The organism is Pseudogemmobacter sp. TB195, assembly GCF_058313095.1.
Window position 1 is genome coordinate 37,464 of the sequence record NZ_JBZEGG010000009.1, and the last position, 13,823, is coordinate 51,286.

At 62.2% G+C, this 13,823-nt stretch carries 13 protein-coding genes; 10 read left to right on the top strand and 3 right to left on the bottom strand.

The window, feature by feature from the left end; genetic code table 11:
- The first annotated feature begins 101 nt into the window (after positions 1-101).
- From AC4FS3_RS10755 to AC4FS3_RS10780, 6 genes are all read left to right on the top strand, one after another.
- Entirely contained in the window at positions 102-1,241 is a 1,140-nt protein-coding gene (locus AC4FS3_RS10755) for an alpha/beta hydrolase (protein ID WP_283176363.1), read from the top strand.
- Positions 1,242-1,305: 64 nt separating this feature from the next.
- A complete protein-coding gene (dapE, locus tag AC4FS3_RS10760; protein WP_491020560.1) occupies positions 1,306-2,460 on the top strand; it encodes a succinyl-diaminopimelate desuccinylase in 1,155 nt (384 codons plus the stop codon).
- On the top strand, positions 2,457-2,873 hold the full coding sequence (locus AC4FS3_RS10765) for a GNAT family N-acetyltransferase (RefSeq protein ID WP_491020561.1): 417 nt from the start codon (positions 2,457-2,459) through the stop codon (positions 2,871-2,873). Before dapE ends, AC4FS3_RS10765 begins: the two co-directional genes overlap by 4 nt.
- Before the next feature lie 61 nt (positions 2,874-2,934).
- A complete protein-coding gene (leuS, locus tag AC4FS3_RS10770; protein ID WP_491020562.1) occupies positions 2,935-5,493 on the top strand; it encodes a leucine--tRNA ligase in 2,559 nt (852 codons plus the stop codon).
- A 21-nt stretch (positions 5,494-5,514) separates the two neighbouring features.
- Positions 5,515-6,036 carry an LPS assembly lipoprotein LptE gene (gene lptE / locus AC4FS3_RS10775; protein WP_370584833.1) on the top strand — a complete coding sequence of 174 codons (522 nt, stop codon included), beginning with the start codon at positions 5,515-5,517 and terminating at the stop codon, positions 6,034-6,036.
- Complete coding sequence (locus tag AC4FS3_RS10780; RefSeq protein ID WP_491020563.1) at positions 6,036-7,052, top strand: DNA polymerase III subunit delta; 1,017 nt, start codon at positions 6,036-6,038, stop codon at positions 7,050-7,052. Before lptE ends, AC4FS3_RS10780 begins: the two co-directional genes overlap by 1 nt.
- A gap of 94 nt (positions 7,053-7,146) precedes the next feature.
- Here AC4FS3_RS10780 and AC4FS3_RS10785 read toward each other — a convergent pair whose 3' ends face one another.
- Positions 7,147-7,665, bottom strand: a complete 519-nt coding sequence (locus AC4FS3_RS10785) for a DUF3576 domain-containing protein (protein ID WP_283176358.1) — start codon at positions 7,663-7,665, stop codon at positions 7,147-7,149.
- A gap of 349 nt (positions 7,666-8,014) precedes the next feature.
- On the opposite strand from AC4FS3_RS10785, the gene AC4FS3_RS10790 reads away from it, so the two are divergent.
- Together AC4FS3_RS10790 and AC4FS3_RS10795 are read left to right on the top strand one after the other, a co-directional pair.
- Positions 8,015-9,007: a porin gene (locus tag AC4FS3_RS10790; protein WP_491020564.1), complete on the top strand. Its 993-nt coding sequence runs from the start codon at positions 8,015-8,017 to the stop codon at positions 9,005-9,007.
- A 122-nt stretch (positions 9,008-9,129) separates the two neighbouring features.
- Positions 9,130-9,777, top strand: a complete 648-nt coding sequence (locus AC4FS3_RS10795; RefSeq protein WP_491020565.1) for a YggS family pyridoxal phosphate-dependent enzyme — start codon at positions 9,130-9,132, stop codon at positions 9,775-9,777.
- Here the strand turns inward: AC4FS3_RS10795 and AC4FS3_RS10800 are convergent.
- Together AC4FS3_RS10800 and ribA are read right to left on the bottom strand one after the other, a co-directional pair.
- Entirely contained in the window at positions 9,774-10,265 is a 492-nt protein-coding gene (locus AC4FS3_RS10800) for a L,D-transpeptidase family protein (RefSeq protein ID WP_491020566.1), read from the bottom strand. The genes AC4FS3_RS10795 and AC4FS3_RS10800 overlap by 4 nt on opposite strands.
- 29 nt (positions 10,266-10,294) lie before the next feature.
- On the bottom strand, positions 10,295-11,407 hold the full coding sequence (gene ribA, locus AC4FS3_RS10805) for a GTP cyclohydrolase II (RefSeq protein WP_491020567.1): 1,113 nt from the start codon (positions 11,405-11,407) through the stop codon (positions 10,295-10,297).
- A 155-nt stretch (positions 11,408-11,562) separates the two neighbouring features.
- Between ribA and AC4FS3_RS10810 the strand changes: the two genes are divergently transcribed.
- Together AC4FS3_RS10810 and AC4FS3_RS10815 are read left to right on the top strand one after the other, a co-directional pair.
- Entirely contained in the window at positions 11,563-12,249 is a 687-nt protein-coding gene (locus AC4FS3_RS10810; RefSeq protein WP_092899859.1) for a response regulator transcription factor, read from the top strand.
- A 467-nt stretch (positions 12,250-12,716) separates the two neighbouring features.
- Entirely contained in the window at positions 12,717-13,505 is a 789-nt protein-coding gene (locus AC4FS3_RS10815) for an exodeoxyribonuclease III (protein WP_283176354.1), read from the top strand.
- Positions 13,506-13,823: the final 318 nt, after the last annotated feature.

Below are 13,823 nucleotides of genomic sequence, written 5' to 3' on the forward strand. Positions count from 1 at the left end.
GCGTGCTTTTATGACGGGGAAGGGCAATTCCTGACCGGATTGAAACATCTGGTGAAGCGGCGGGGCTTGACCGGTTGCGGCAGGCCGGTCAGGAAAGGGGCATGAGAATTTTTGTTGCCCTTTTGGCGTTTGTCCTGTTCGCCTCCTGCGCGCCGCGCGGGAATTTCGTGATGCTTGAAGAGCTGACGCCCGAAAAGATCGCGACGGCGGAAGAGGTGTCGATCCGGGTGCCGATTTATGTCGGCACGTCGCGGCGCGAAGAGAATGGTGAATTCGGGTTCGCGCGGTCGGATTTCGCGAGCTTCATGCGCTATGACATCCTGATGCCGCGTGATCATAAGGTGGGCGAGGTCACCTGGCCGAAATCGGTGAAACGGGCGGATCCGGCAAAGGATTTCCTGACGCTCGCGGATCAGCAATTCGCAACGGCAGGCGATTTCCGCAAAGAGCTGGCGAAAAACCTGGGGCAGCGCGGCAGTCGTGACGTGACCGTCTATGTGCATGGTTTCAACAATACCATGGCGGAAAGCATCTATCGCGTGGCGCAGATGCATTACGATCTGAAAGTGCCGGGCGTGGCGGTGCATTATGCCTGGCCCTCGCGCGGGTCGGCACTTGGCTATGTCTATGACCGCGATTCCGCCCTGTTCGGTCGCGACGGGCTTGAGGCCTTGCTCCGTGAGGTTGCCGGCGCCGGGGCGGAGCGGATCATCATCGTGGCCCATTCGATGGGTGGCGCCCTGACGATGGAAACTCTGCGTCAGGCCTCGATCCGCGGCGACCGCAAAGTGATGGACCGCATGGCGGGGGTGATCCTGATCTCGCCCGATCTCGATGTTGACCTGTTCCGCGCCCAGGCCCATGCGATGGGGAAACTGCCACAGCCCTTCCTGATCTTTGGCAGCACCCGTGACACCATCCTGAACATCTCGTCGCGCATCGCAGGCGCGCCTGACCGGCTGGGCAACCTGACGGATCTGCGGGCGATCTCTGATCTTGAGGTCACCTATTACGACACCGCCGCCTATAATCAGGGGGCGGGGCATAACAATCTCGGCACCTCGCCGGCCCTGTTGCAGGTGCTGGGCGGCATCGCAAATATCGACGCGGCCTTCCGGGCCGAAGCGCGGACGCGGGTCGGACTGTTGCCGGGCGTGGTTCTGACGGTGAAGAATGCGACAGCGATTGTGCTTTCGCCGGTTGAGGCAGTTGCGGCCGGGGGCGCAGGGGGGGCGGACTGAGGCGCCGGTTGCCCCGCGCGGCGGCCCGGATTATGGCTGTCGCAAGCGCCTGAAGGAGACCGCCATGACCGATTTCACCCCGGTTGACCCGGCCAAGCTGACCGCACAGCTGATTCGCTGCAATTCGGTAACGCCGGCAGAGGGCGGCGCGCTCGTCTTGCTGGAGGCAGTGCTGAGCGAGGCCGGGTTCGCCTGTACGCGGGTCGATCGCGGTGGGATTTCCAATCTCTATGCCCGCTGGGGCACGCGAGGTGCGAACCGGTCATTCGGCTTCAACGGTCATACCGATGTGGTGCCGGTGGGGGATTTCGCGGCCTGGTCGCAGGACCCTTTCGGCGCGGCCGAGGTCGATGGCTGGATGTATGGGCGTGGCGCCACCGATATGAAATCCGGTGTGGCGGCCTTTGCCGCTGCTGCGGTGGATTTCGTGCGCGAGACCCCGCCCGACGGCGCGGTGATCCTCGCGATCACCGGCGATGAAGAAGATATTGCCGAACATGGCACCGTGGCGCTGCTGGACTGGATGGCAGAGCAGGGCGAGCGGATGACGCATTGCCTGGTGGGTGAGCCGACCTGCCCCGATGTCATGGGTCAGATGATGAAGATCGGCCGGCGTGGCAGCGTCACCGCCTGGTTCACCGCCGAAGGGGTGCAGGGCCATTCCGCCTATCCGCATCGCGCGAAGAACCCGATGTCGGCGCTGGTGAAGCTGATGGCGCGGCTGGAGGCGGAGCCTCTGGACGCGGGGTCAGATCATTTCGACGCCTCGACCCTCGCGATCACCACGATTGATTGCGGCAATAAGGCCACCAATGTGATCCCGGCGCGCGGCACGGCTACGGTCAATATTCGCTATAATGACCTGCATTCCGGCGAAAGCATTGCGGCCTGGCTGCAGGTTCACGCGGCTGCGGTGGCTGCTGAGACCGGGGTGAAGATCACGGTGCAGGTCAAAAGTTCCGGCGACAGTTTCCTGACCAAGCCGGGCGAATTTTCCGCGATGATCCGCAAGGCGGTGCAGGCCGAGACCGGGGTTGCTCCGGAATACTCCACGAGCGGCGGCACTTCGGATGCGCGCTTCGTCAAGGATCACTGCCCGGTGGTGGAATTCGGGCTGGTTGGCAAGACCATGCACCAGGTCGATGAGCGGGTCGAAATCGCGCAGATCCATCAGCTGAAAGCGATCTACAGCCGCATTCTCAGGGAGTATTTCGCATGATCCGGGTTGCGCTTACCGATGACCTGGCCGCCTGTCAGGCGCTGCGGCGCCGCGTTTTCATCGAGGAACAGGCGGTGTCTGAGGCTGATGAGGTCGACGGGCGTGACGGCGAGGCGCTGCATCTGCTGGCCACAGACGGCCAGCCGCTCGGGACCGCGCGCATCCTGATCGACGGTGCGACCGGCAAGATCGGCCGCGTCTGTGTGCTGGCCGAAGCGCGTGGTCGCGGCATCGGCCAGGCGCTGATGCGCGAGGCGGTGGCGGTTTTGCGCGCGCAGCCCGGTGTCACACGCGCGAAGCTTGGCGCGCAGATTCATGCGCTTGGTTTTTACGAGGCGCTTGGCTTTCGGGCCTTCGGGCCGGAATACCAGGATGCGGGAATTGCCCATCGCGATATGGAGCTGACGCTGTGATCCTTTACCTCTGACGCCGGGAGGGGTAATTCCCTCTCTGTCAGATACAGAGGCTCATCCCATGTCGCGCTACGAACCCGGTCAGATCGAGAAGAAATGGCAATCCGCCTGGGATGAGGCCGGGGTTTTCACGGCGAAAATCGACCCGGCAAAGCCGAAATATTACGTGCTCGAGATGTTCCCCTATCCGTCGGGGCGCATCCATATGGGCCATGTGCGCAATTACACGATGGGCGATGTGGTCGCGCGCTATAAGTCGTCCTGCGGCTTTTCGGTGCTGCACCCGATGGGCTGGGATGCTTTCGGGATGCCAGCGGAAAACGCGGCGATGGAGCGGGGCGGCCATCCGAAAGACTGGACCTATGGCAATATCGCCGTGATGAAGGACCAGATGAAACCGCTGGGCCTGTCGATCGACTGGAGCCGCGAGTTTGCCACCTGCGACCCGGAATATTACGGCCAGCAACAGGCGATGTTCCTCGACATGCTCGAGGCCGGGCTGGTGTATCGCAAGGCCGCCGTCGTCAACTGGGACCCGGTCGATATGACCGTGCTCGCCAATGAGCAGGTCGAGAACGGGCGCGGCTGGCGCTCGGGCGCGCTGGTGGAGCGTAAGGAGCTGACGCAGTGGTTCTTTAAGATCTCGGCCATGGCCGATGATCTGCTGAGCTCGCTCGACGGGCTGGAGAAATGGCCGGAGAAAGTGCGCCTGATGCAGGCGAACTGGATCGGCAAATCGCAGGGCCTGCAATTCGCGTTCGAGACGGTGAATGCGCCGGAAGGCTTTGAAAAGCTGGAAGTCTACACGACCCGTCCCGATACGCTGGGCGGCGCGAGCTTTGCCGGGATCTCGGCCGATCATCCGCTGGCAAAAGTGCTGGCCGGGAAGAACGAGGCCATCGCGGCCTTTGCCGCCGAATGCCGCAAGGGCGGCACCACCGCCGAAGAGATCGAAACCGCTGAAAAGATCGGCTTCGACACCGGCGTGCGGGTGCGCCATCCGCTGGATCCTTCCGTCGAGCTGCCGGTCTGGATCGCGAATTTCATCCTGATGGATTACGGCACCGGCGCGATTTTTGGCTGCCCGGGCCATGATCAGCGCGACTTCGAATTCGCGACCAAATACAGCCTTCCGATCATCCCGGTCTTTGTCCCGGAAGGCGGAGCCGAGACGGTGCTCACGGAACCCTTCGTCCCGGCGAAATCCGAGCGCGTCACCTATATCCGCAATGTTGCCGGGGCCGGGGTCAAAACCGGTGAACAGGGTATTCTCGATGCCATCGCGCTGGCCGAAGAAAAGGGCTTTGGCGAGGGCGTGACCAAATTCCGCCTGCGCGACTGGGGCCTGTCGCGCCAGCGCTACTGGGGTTGCCCGATCCCGGTGGTCCATTGCCCGACCTGCGGCGTGGTGCCCGAGAAGAAAGAGAACCTCCCCGTCGAGCTGCCCTATGATGTAAGCTTCGACAAGCCCGGCAATCCGCTGGACCGCCACCCGACCTGGCGCGATGTCCCTTGCCCGAAATGCGGCCAGGCGGCAAAGCGCGAGACGGATACGATGGATACTTTCGTCGATTCGTCCTGGTATTTCACCCGCTTTACCGCGCCGCGCGCCACCACGCCGACTGTGGCGGCTGACGCGGAATACTGGATGAATGTCGACCAGTATATCGGCGGCATCGAACACGCGATCCTGCATCTTCTGTATTCGCGCTACTTTGCGCGGGCGATGAATGTGACCGGCCATTTGCCCGCGAAATCGCGCGAGCCGTTCGATGCGCTGTTCACGCAGGGCATGGTCACGCATGAGATCTACAAGACCACCGATGACAAGGGCCGCCCGGTCTATCACCTGCCTGAAGATGTGATCCGCCAGGACAGCGGTGTGACCCTTGCCGATGGCAGGTCGGTCGAGGTGATCCCTTCGGCCAAGATGTCGAAATCAAAGAAAAACGTTGTCGATCCGATGAATATCATCGCCTCATATGGCGCGGATACCGCGCGCTGGTTCGTGATGTCGGACAGCCCGCCCGAGCGGGATATCGAATGGACGGCCTCGGGCGCCGATGCCACCAGCAAGCACCTGACCCGCGTCTGGACGCTGTCGGACCGCGTCGCCTCGATGCCATCGGATTATGCCGGCACCGGTGACCTCGAGCTGCAAAAGGCGGTGGCGCGGGCGGTGGTCGAGGTCACGAAGTCGATCGAGGGCTTTGCCTTCAACAAGGCGATTGCCGTGCTTTACGGGCTGACCAATACGCTGGCGAAAGCCGATGCCTCGGCACTGGTCGCGCAAGCTGCGATGCGGGTGCTGGCGCAACTGATGCAGCCGATGACGCCGCATCTGGCCGAGGAAATCTGGGCCATGCAGGGCGGCGAAGGGCTTTGTGCTCAGGCTGGCTGGCCGAAAGCCGACCCGGCGCTGCTGGTCGATGATGTGATCACGCTGCCGATCCAGATCAACGGCAAGAAACGTGCGGAAATCAGCGTGCCGAAGGATCTTGCCGCTTCCGAGGTTGAAAAGCTGGCGCTGGCCCATGAGGATGTGGTGAAATTCCTCGGTGGCAATGCGGTGAAGAAGATCATCGTGGTGCCGGGGCGCATCATCAACGTCGTCGCGTGACGGTATCAAGGGGCTGAACCCGTGGGGACTGACCGCCGGACCTTCCTGCTGATGCCGCTGGCGCTTGCCGCCTGCGGCTTTACCCCCGCCTATAAAAAGGGCGGACCGGCCGAGGCTCTGCTGGGCCAGGTGCGCGCCGCCGACCCCGATACCAAAGAGGCTTTTGCCTTTGTGCAGCGAATCGAGGAGCGTCTCGGGCGGCCCGAGCGCCATCTTTATGACCTCGACTATGCCATCACGACCAAAACCGATGGTGTCGGCGTCACCGCAGACAATCGTACCACGCGCTACAATATTTCCGGCGTCGTGACCTTCCGCATCTCGGATACGCTCAGCGGCACCGTGCTCGCAAGCGGGCGGGTGCAAAGCTTCACCGCCTTCAACGCGACCGGCTCGACCGTGGCGATGCTGGCGGCAGAGGAAGATGCGCAAAGCCGGCTGATGTCGATTCTTGCCGATCAGGTCGTGGCGCGGCTGATCGCGGAAATGGCGGCGCTGCAACGGCGCAACAGCGCACGCGCCTCCAGCCCTTCGGCCGGCTGATGCTGCTGCGCGGCGCCGAGGCCAATCGTTACATGGCAAAGCCTGACCCCAGCCGTGCGGGGCTGCTGATCTTTGGTGCCGATACGATGCGGGTCGCGCTGAAGCGCCAGGCGGCGATTCTGGCGCTGATCGGGCCCGAGGGCGAGGCCGAGATGCGGCTTGCGCGCATGTCGGGCGCCGATCTGCGCAAGGACCAGGCGGCGTTGTCGGATGCGGTCAAGGCGGTTGGTTTCTTCCCCGGGCCCCGTGTGGCCTTTGTCGAGGATGCAACCGACGGGCTGACCGCCACCTTCACCGAGGCGCTGAAGGACTGGAAGCCGGGCGATGCGGTGCTCGTTGCCACGGCGGGCGACCTGAAGGGCAAATCGGCACTTAAGTCATTGTTTGAAAAGATGCCCCATGCGGTTTGCATCGGGCTTTATGACGATCCGCCAACCCGCGAAGAGATCGAAGCCGAACTGGCCAGAGCCGGGCTCGCGCAGATCCCGGCGGTGGTGATGGATGATCTGACGCAGCTTGCGCGGGCGCTGGATCCGGGTGACTTTCGGCAGACGCTTGAGAAGATCGCGCTGTATAAATGGCAGGATCCGACGCCTTTGACGCCGGATGAGGTCGCGGCACTGGCACCGGCAACGATTGACGCCGAGGTGGACGAGCTCCTGAACGCCGTGGCCGAGGGGCAAAGCCGCCAGGTCGGTATGCTGATGCTGCGGCTGGGAGGGCAGGGCGTATTGCCGGTAACCCTCTGCATCCAGGCGTTACGGTATTTCCGCACACTGCATCTTGCGGCAAGCGATCCGGGCGGCGCAGGCAATGGCTTGCAAAAGGCGCGGGTCTTCGGGCCGCGCCGGGATCGGATGCAGGGGCAGCTCAGGAAATGGGGCATGCTCAGCCTGGAACCCGCCATCGCCGATCTGGTCGAGGCGGACCTGACGCTGCGCTCGACGATGAAAGTGCCAGGGCTTGCGCTGGTCGAGCGCGTCTTTCTGCGGATAGCCGCGCGGGCGGGGCGCTGATCCCTGCCTGCGCCGCCTTGCTGCAAGGCATATTCTTCTGTGACATGAAAAAGGCGGCCGAAGCCGCCTCAGGTCGTCCCGATCCTGGCTGTGATCAGAGTTTGCTGTCCCGGACCCGGAGCTGCCGCGCCCGGGTGAGAATCGCATCCTCCACCGCGCGAACGGTCTCGGGTGCCACGGCGCCGCCGCCCTGACTTTGCAATGCGAGCTTCAGGCTGCGTGCCTCAAGTGCCGGATCCTGCACATAGATCGTGGCGCGGTAGGCACGGCCACCACCCGGCGGGCGGCCATAGCCGGTGACGATCACGCCGGTAAAGGGGTCAATGCTTTCGATCGGCAGGAAATTCAGAACTTCTAGCGAGGCCTGCCAGATGTACTTGTTCACCTCGACAGTGGTGTTTGGATCTTCGCCATTGCCGAAGAGATTCCAGATCGTGCCGCCTGCGCGGTTTGATCTTTCGCGGGAATTGCCCAGTTCTGCCGCGCCCTGATTGCCGGATCTCGCCCCGGCGCGGGTCCCGTCCGCGGTTCCACCAGTATTGCCGCCGCAGGCCGCAAGGGTAACAAGCAGGCCGCCACAAAGCAGGCTGCGCGCGGATTTCGCCAGAGCCATCGGAAACTCCCGTTTAACTTAAACGGCTGTCTAGCTTAGCCACCTGTGTGGAACAAGGCTTTTTGGCCGGTAAGGCCCAGGGGGCGGCGGTGCGATGCCTGTGATGCTGCTGTAATGTGCCAATACCAGAGGCCGCATTCCGGGCAGAGAGCCGGTGCCACCCGGCCCCGGACGGCCTGCTGTCAGCGGGCAAAAAGGACTGTGACTTTGCTGCACCACAGCCGAGGCGTTTCCGGGCGGGGCGCGGCATCATCGTTGCAATCAGGCCCTGAGAGGCAGAAATACAATCCATACCCAATTCGGATTCCCCTGAGTTGGGCCATCCTTGGAAGTCAATCGAGGGAATACGATGAAAAAGCTTCTTATCGCAACCACCGCACTGGTTGCTGGCGCTTCGGCCGCCGCTGCTGATGTGACCATCTCGGGCTACGGCCGTTTCGGTCTCCAGTACATCGAAGATCGTGGTGTTACCCCGGGTTCGGGCATCGCTGGGACCGAAGAAGAAACCCAGATCGCTGGTCGTCTGCGTCTGAATATCGACGCTACCACCGAGACCGATGTCGGCGTGACCTTCGGCGCGCGTCTGCGTCTGCAGAACGACCTGGGCAACGACACCACCGTCGGTAACAAGGCCCGCTTCTCGGTCGGCTACGAAGGTCTGACCGTTCAGGTCGGCAACGTCGACACCGCATGGGACTCGGTTCGCCTGACCTATGATTCGGAAATGGGCTTCGATGACAGCTCGTTCGGCGATGCGCAGAACGGCTTCTTCGCCTATAACTCCAAAGGCGCTGCGTCCAACCAGAACTCCGATTACGTTGGTGTTGCTGCGTTCTATTCGATCTCCGACATCAATCTGTACTTCTCGTATGTCGATCCGGATCAAACCGCTAAGGACCTGACCACTGTTCTCGGTGCTAACGCCGACGAAGAAATCGGTCTGGCTGCTGACTGGTCGAACGGCCAGATCTCGGTTGCTGCCGGCATCAATCTGTCGTCGGGGGGCGTCAAAGACAACGATGACTACTTCATCGGTGCTGCCTATAACTTCGGCGACGGCAATGTCGGCCTGAACTACTACGACTACAACACCGCTGCTGGTGGTGTTTCGGACTCGACGCAAGTGACCCTTTACGGCAACTACACCTTCGGCGCGACCACGCTGAAAGCATATGTGTCGGATTGGGATCGTGCCGGCTACGACACCGCTTACGGTATCGGCGCTGACTACTCGCTCGGCGAAGGCGCTCGTATCTCGGGTTCGATCCAGTCGGGCTTCGGCGATGCAGCTGGCGCCAACAACGGCACCAAAGCTGATCTCGGCGTTCGCTTCGACTTCTGATCTTAACGGATCAATATCTTTGGAAAGAGCGGGCATTGCCCGCTCTTTTCATTTCTGGCGTTTCCCTTCTGTGCCCGACCGTTGTAATCAGGGCGCGTTCTGAGGCAGCAAAGGTGCGGGCAATGTCACTTATCGGGATCACCGCAAGGCTGCGCGCCGCCGAACTGGCCGCGGGGCGCGAAGCGGGCTCTGTCACCCTGATCGCAGTCTCGAAAGTCCAGCCCGGCCCGCGGGTCGAGGCGGTGCTGGATGAAGGCCAGCGCGTCTTCGGCGAGAATTACGTCCAGGAGGCGGCTTTCAAATGGCCCATCTGGAAGGCGAAATACCCCGGCGTAAAGCTGCATATGATCGGGCCCTTGCAAAGCAATAAGGCAAAGGTTGCGGTCGATCTTTTCGATGCGATCCATTCGGTTGACCGCCCCTCGCTGGCCGAGCGGCTGGCGACCCTTGCCAATGCGCGTGGCGCCAGTCCCGATATTTTCATCCAGATCAACACGGGCGAAGAACCACAAAAGGCCGGTATCCTGCCGGGCCAGGCCGATGATTTCATCTCGGCCTGCCGCGCGATGTATCTGCCGGTGGTGGGGCTGATGTGCATTCCGCCCGATGGCGAAGATCCGGTGCCGCATTTTAAAATGCTGGCCGGGATCGCGGCGCGCAACGGGGTCGAGGGGCTCTCGATGGGGATGAGCTCGGATTTCGAGCTTGCCGTGGCGCATGGGGCAACCCATATCCGCGTCGGCTCGGCGATTTTCGGGGATCGTGCCTAGGCGAAATAGGGCACGATCAGCCTTGTCCCGGGGCGGATGCGCCGCGCGATCCACAAAAGATCGGGCTGTGCAAAGGCGACGCAGCCGGCGGTGGGCCAGCCCGGGCGGCGCCAGGAATGCAGGAAGATCGCGGATCCCCGGCCGGGTGTCGCATCGGGCCAGTTCCAGTCGGTGACCAGCACCAGATCATATTGCGGGTCTGCGCGGCGCAGATCCTCATGCGAGAAACCATGCGGCGCCCGGACATGGGAATTATAGGCCGGGTCACGGCTGTCATCTGACCAGAGATCTCCCGGGATCAGCGGTTCCGCCCAGGCCGGCACATCGGCCCGGGCCAGCCGGTCGGGGCGGTAGAAACCGCCAACGATATGATGCAGCCCGAAAGGCGTCGCCCCATCGCCCTCACGTTTATCGCGCGAGATGCCGCCACGCCCGATGGTGCAGGCGAAACGGCGACCCCGGAACAAAAGCCCTGTAGGGCTCAGCACAAGGTCATCAGCGGTCTGTCCCGGGTGGATCACAGCAAATGCCCCGATCTGGCGGCCTTGGTGGCCAGATAGGCCGCGTTTTCGCGGGTCTTTCCGACCTTCAGCGGCACACGCTCGACCACTTTCAGCCCGCAGCTGTCCAGCATTGCCACTTTGCGCGGGTTGTTGGTCAAAAGCCGCACCTCGCGAAATCCGAGACCGCGCAGCAGTTCGGCGCCGATGCGGAAATCACGCTCGTCATCTTCAAACCCCAGCCGGTGATTGGCATCGACCGTATCAAAGCCCTGATCCTGCAGCGAATAGGCGCGCATTTTATTCGCAAGGCCAATGCCACGACCCTCCTGGTTCAGATAGAGCAGGACGCCCGCCCCCTCGTCGCCCATCTGGGCAAGCGCGGCATGGAGCTGCGGGCCGCAATCGCATTTCAGCGAGCCCAGAACGTCTCCCGTGAAACAGGCGGAATGAAGCCGCGCCAGCACCGGACGGTCGCGCGCGGGCTGGCCGACTTCGATCGCATAATGTTCGTCGCCGCCGTCATCGGGGCGGAAGATATGGAGCCGCCCCGCACCGGCCAATGCCATTGGCAGCCGCGCCGAGACCACGTCAGCAAGCGGTGCCAGCCGCGACAGGGCCGGCAGTGCCTCGTCGATCCTGAGGAAGGTCAGCCCGTGATCGGCGGCCAGCAGCAGCGGGTTTTCAACCCGCACCAGCAGCGCCGCCGGCAAAAGATGCGCCGATTTTGCCAGCATCACCGCCGCCCGGTGCAACGCGCCCGAACCACCGTACAGCCCCCGCACCGGCCCCTTCAGCGGCACGCGCAGATCATCCTGCGGATCGGCGATGGCCTTAAGCCAGGCGGTATCAGCACCCGATGGCACGGCGATCCGGGCGATGTCGCCGTCACAGGCAAAGGCTTTCAGCGTTTCGGCCCGCCAGGCTGTCAGCGCCAGTTCCGGCTCGCCAAAGCTGCGCAATGCGCTCAGGCGCGGCGGCTCCAGCGGCTCGATGGCGACGGCAAGCGCGGCCTCGCCCTCGCCCGCCAGCACCACCGGCACACCCATCCGCAAATCGCCGCGCGCGCGCGAAAGGCGCTCGGTGATATCGGGTCCGAGAGAAGAAAAGCCACCGGCAGCTGCTGTCATATCGCGTCTCCTCACCCCGTTTATCTGGGCGCAGGATGACAGAATTGAAATATTTCCTGCTCCTGCGACACGAGGCCGTGACTCCCTTGTCGCAAATCTTGCGGGAAATGTGAACGCGGCGCATCTCTTTCCCAAGCAAACGAAAGGACCGTATCATGGCCCAGCTTCGCAAAATTCTTCTGGTGGATGACGATGACGACCTGCGGGAAGCCTTGTCTGAACAATTGGTGATGACCGAGGATTTCGACGTCTTCGAGGGGCGCACTGGCGCCGAGGGGATGGAGAAGGCCAAGGCCGCGATCTATGACCTGGTGATTCTCGATGTCGGGCTGCCCGATACCGACGGGCGCGAGCTGTGCCGCCGGATGCGCAAATCGGGCGTGAAATGCCCGATCATGATGCTGACGGGTCACGATACCGATGCCGATACCATTCTGGGGCTTGATTCCGGCGCGAATGATTACGTGACCAAACCGTTCAAATTCCCGGTGCTGCTGGCGCGGATCCGGGCGCAGCTGCGCACCCATGAACAGTCGGAAGACGCGGTGTTCCAGCTTGGGCCCTACAGCTTCCGTCCGGCGCAAAAGCTTTTGGTGGATGAGAAGGACAAGAAGATCCGCCTGACCGAGAAAGAGACCAATATCCTGAAATTCCTCTACCGCGCGCAATCGGGCGTGGTGGCACGCGATGTGCTGTTGCATGAGGTCTGGGGCTATAATGCCGGGGTCACGACCCATACGCTGGAGACGCATATCTACCGGCTGCGGCAGAAGATCGAGCCCGATCCCTCGAACGCGCGGCTGCTGGTGACCGAGAGCGGCGGCTACAGGCTTGTGGCGTGAGCTGTGGTGTTTTCGCCGTCCAGTGAAAAGTCGTTAGAATTCGCCATAATGTCGCTTGATTCACGACGTGTTAATGGATTGCGGCGCATGATGGCCAGGTGATGCGATGTCAGCGTGACATTGTGTTGTGCAAGAGTTCCCCTTGTCGTGTCGGGGTTATGACACGGCATCCTCCCTGTTGGACTGGCCGGGCTCTTGCCCGGCCTTTTTTTGCCCTGCGGTGCGCCGCAGACCGCATGCCTGGACCTTATGTGCGGGCTTATGTGGCGGCCTTGCACGATTTTCTGCCGATCCGTAGATCAGGGATTTCCCCAGGCTGTGTGATGCCCGGATTCGTGTTATCTTATCCGAACCTCCCTGTTGGACTTATGCCCGGTATCTCGCGTTTCTCATCTGCGGTGCCGGGCTTCCTTTTGCGCAGCCATCGGCCTAGTCTCCGCGCCGGATCATGACTGCCGGAGAGAGAGATGAGCTTTACCCTTGCCACCTGGAACATCAATTCCGTGCGCCTGCGCGAGGGGCTGGTGTCAAAGCTTTTGTCAGAAGGCGCGCCGGATGTGCTTTGCCTGCAGGAGATCAAGACACCGATCGACAAATTCCCGACCGAAGGCTTCGCGGCGCTTGGCTATCGCTACCTGGTGGCGCGTGGGCAGAAGGGGTATAACGGTGTTGCGATCCTGTCGAAACTGCCGCTCGAAGATGCGGGGGATCGCGATTATGCGGCACTTGGCCATGCACGGCACGTGGCGGCAAAGCTGGAAAATGGCGTGACCATCCATAATTTCTATGTGCCGGCGGGAGGGGATATTCCCGACCGGGCGCAGAATGTGAAATTTGGCCAGAAGCTCGATTTCCTGACCGAGATGCGGGATGCCTTCCATGCTGACCGACCGGAGAAGGCGATCCTTGTCGGCGATCTGAATATCGCGCCGCGCGAGGATGATGTCTGGAGCCATAAGCAGCTCCTGAAGATCGTGAGCCACACGCCCATCGAAGTCGAGCATCTGGGTGCGGCGCAGGATGCGGGGAAATGGGTCGACATCACCCGTCAGGATATTACTGAAGGCAAGCTCTATTCCTGGTGGAGCTACCGTGCCGCAGACTGGGATGGGGCCGATAAGGGACGACGTCTGGATCACATCTGGGCGACGCCCGATATCTCTAATGCCGGCCACGGGTCAAAGATCCTGCGCGCGGCGCGCGGCTGGGAGCAACCCTCGGATCACGTCCCGGTCTTCGCGACATTCGATCTGTAAGCGCAATCGATTTCTTTCAAGAAATCGGCCCGTTTTGTTGCACAAAACGGTCATGGCCGGGTCAGGCAGGCAAGCTGTCTGCCTCTGCTCAGCAGCAGCACCTGACGATGTTGTGCGGCTGTGATCAGTCATATCGATGCCACGCGTATGATCAGGTTCTTGCGCCCGATATCATCGGCACTGCGCTGCCCGAGATATGTTTCCGAACTCTGTCAGAGTCGTAACCCTTGTTGGCTGCCAGAGCGGGGGCTGTTGCTCGCAGGGTCGGTCATCACGAGTTCAAACCTGATGCAATGCGCCCCCCGGACCCGGTGTGAT

Bases quoted from the DNA above. Each gene is read 5' to 3' on its own strand.
- AC4FS3_RS10755 (WP_283176363.1), top strand. From the start codon at position 102: ATGAGAATTTTTGTTGCCCTTTTGGCGTTTGTCCTGTTCGCCTCCTGC.
- dapE (WP_491020560.1), top strand. From the start codon at position 1,306: ATGACCGATTTCACCCCGGTTGACCCGGCCAAGCTGACCGCACAGCTG.
- AC4FS3_RS10765 (WP_491020561.1), top strand. From the start codon at position 2,457: ATGATCCGGGTTGCGCTTACCGATGACCTGGCCGCCTGTCAGGCGCTG.
- leuS (WP_491020562.1), top strand. From the start codon at position 2,935: ATGTCGCGCTACGAACCCGGTCAGATCGAGAAGAAATGGCAATCCGCC.
- AC4FS3_RS10780 (WP_491020563.1), top strand. From the start codon at position 6,036: ATGCTGCTGCGCGGCGCCGAGGCCAATCGTTACATGGCAAAGCCTGAC.
- AC4FS3_RS10785 (WP_283176358.1), bottom strand. From the start codon at position 7,665: ATGGCTCTGGCGAAATCCGCGCGCAGCCTGCTTTGTGGCGGCCTGCTT.
- AC4FS3_RS10790 (WP_491020564.1), top strand. From the start codon at position 8,015: ATGAAAAAGCTTCTTATCGCAACCACCGCACTGGTTGCTGGCGCTTCG.
- AC4FS3_RS10795 (WP_491020565.1), top strand. From the start codon at position 9,130: ATGTCACTTATCGGGATCACCGCAAGGCTGCGCGCCGCCGAACTGGCC.
- ribA (WP_491020567.1), bottom strand. From the start codon at position 11,407: ATGACAGCAGCTGCCGGTGGCTTTTCTTCTCTCGGACCCGATATCACC.
- AC4FS3_RS10810 (WP_092899859.1), top strand. From the start codon at position 11,563: ATGGCCCAGCTTCGCAAAATTCTTCTGGTGGATGACGATGACGACCTG.
- AC4FS3_RS10815 (WP_283176354.1), top strand. From the start codon at position 12,717: ATGAGCTTTACCCTTGCCACCTGGAACATCAATTCCGTGCGCCTGCGC.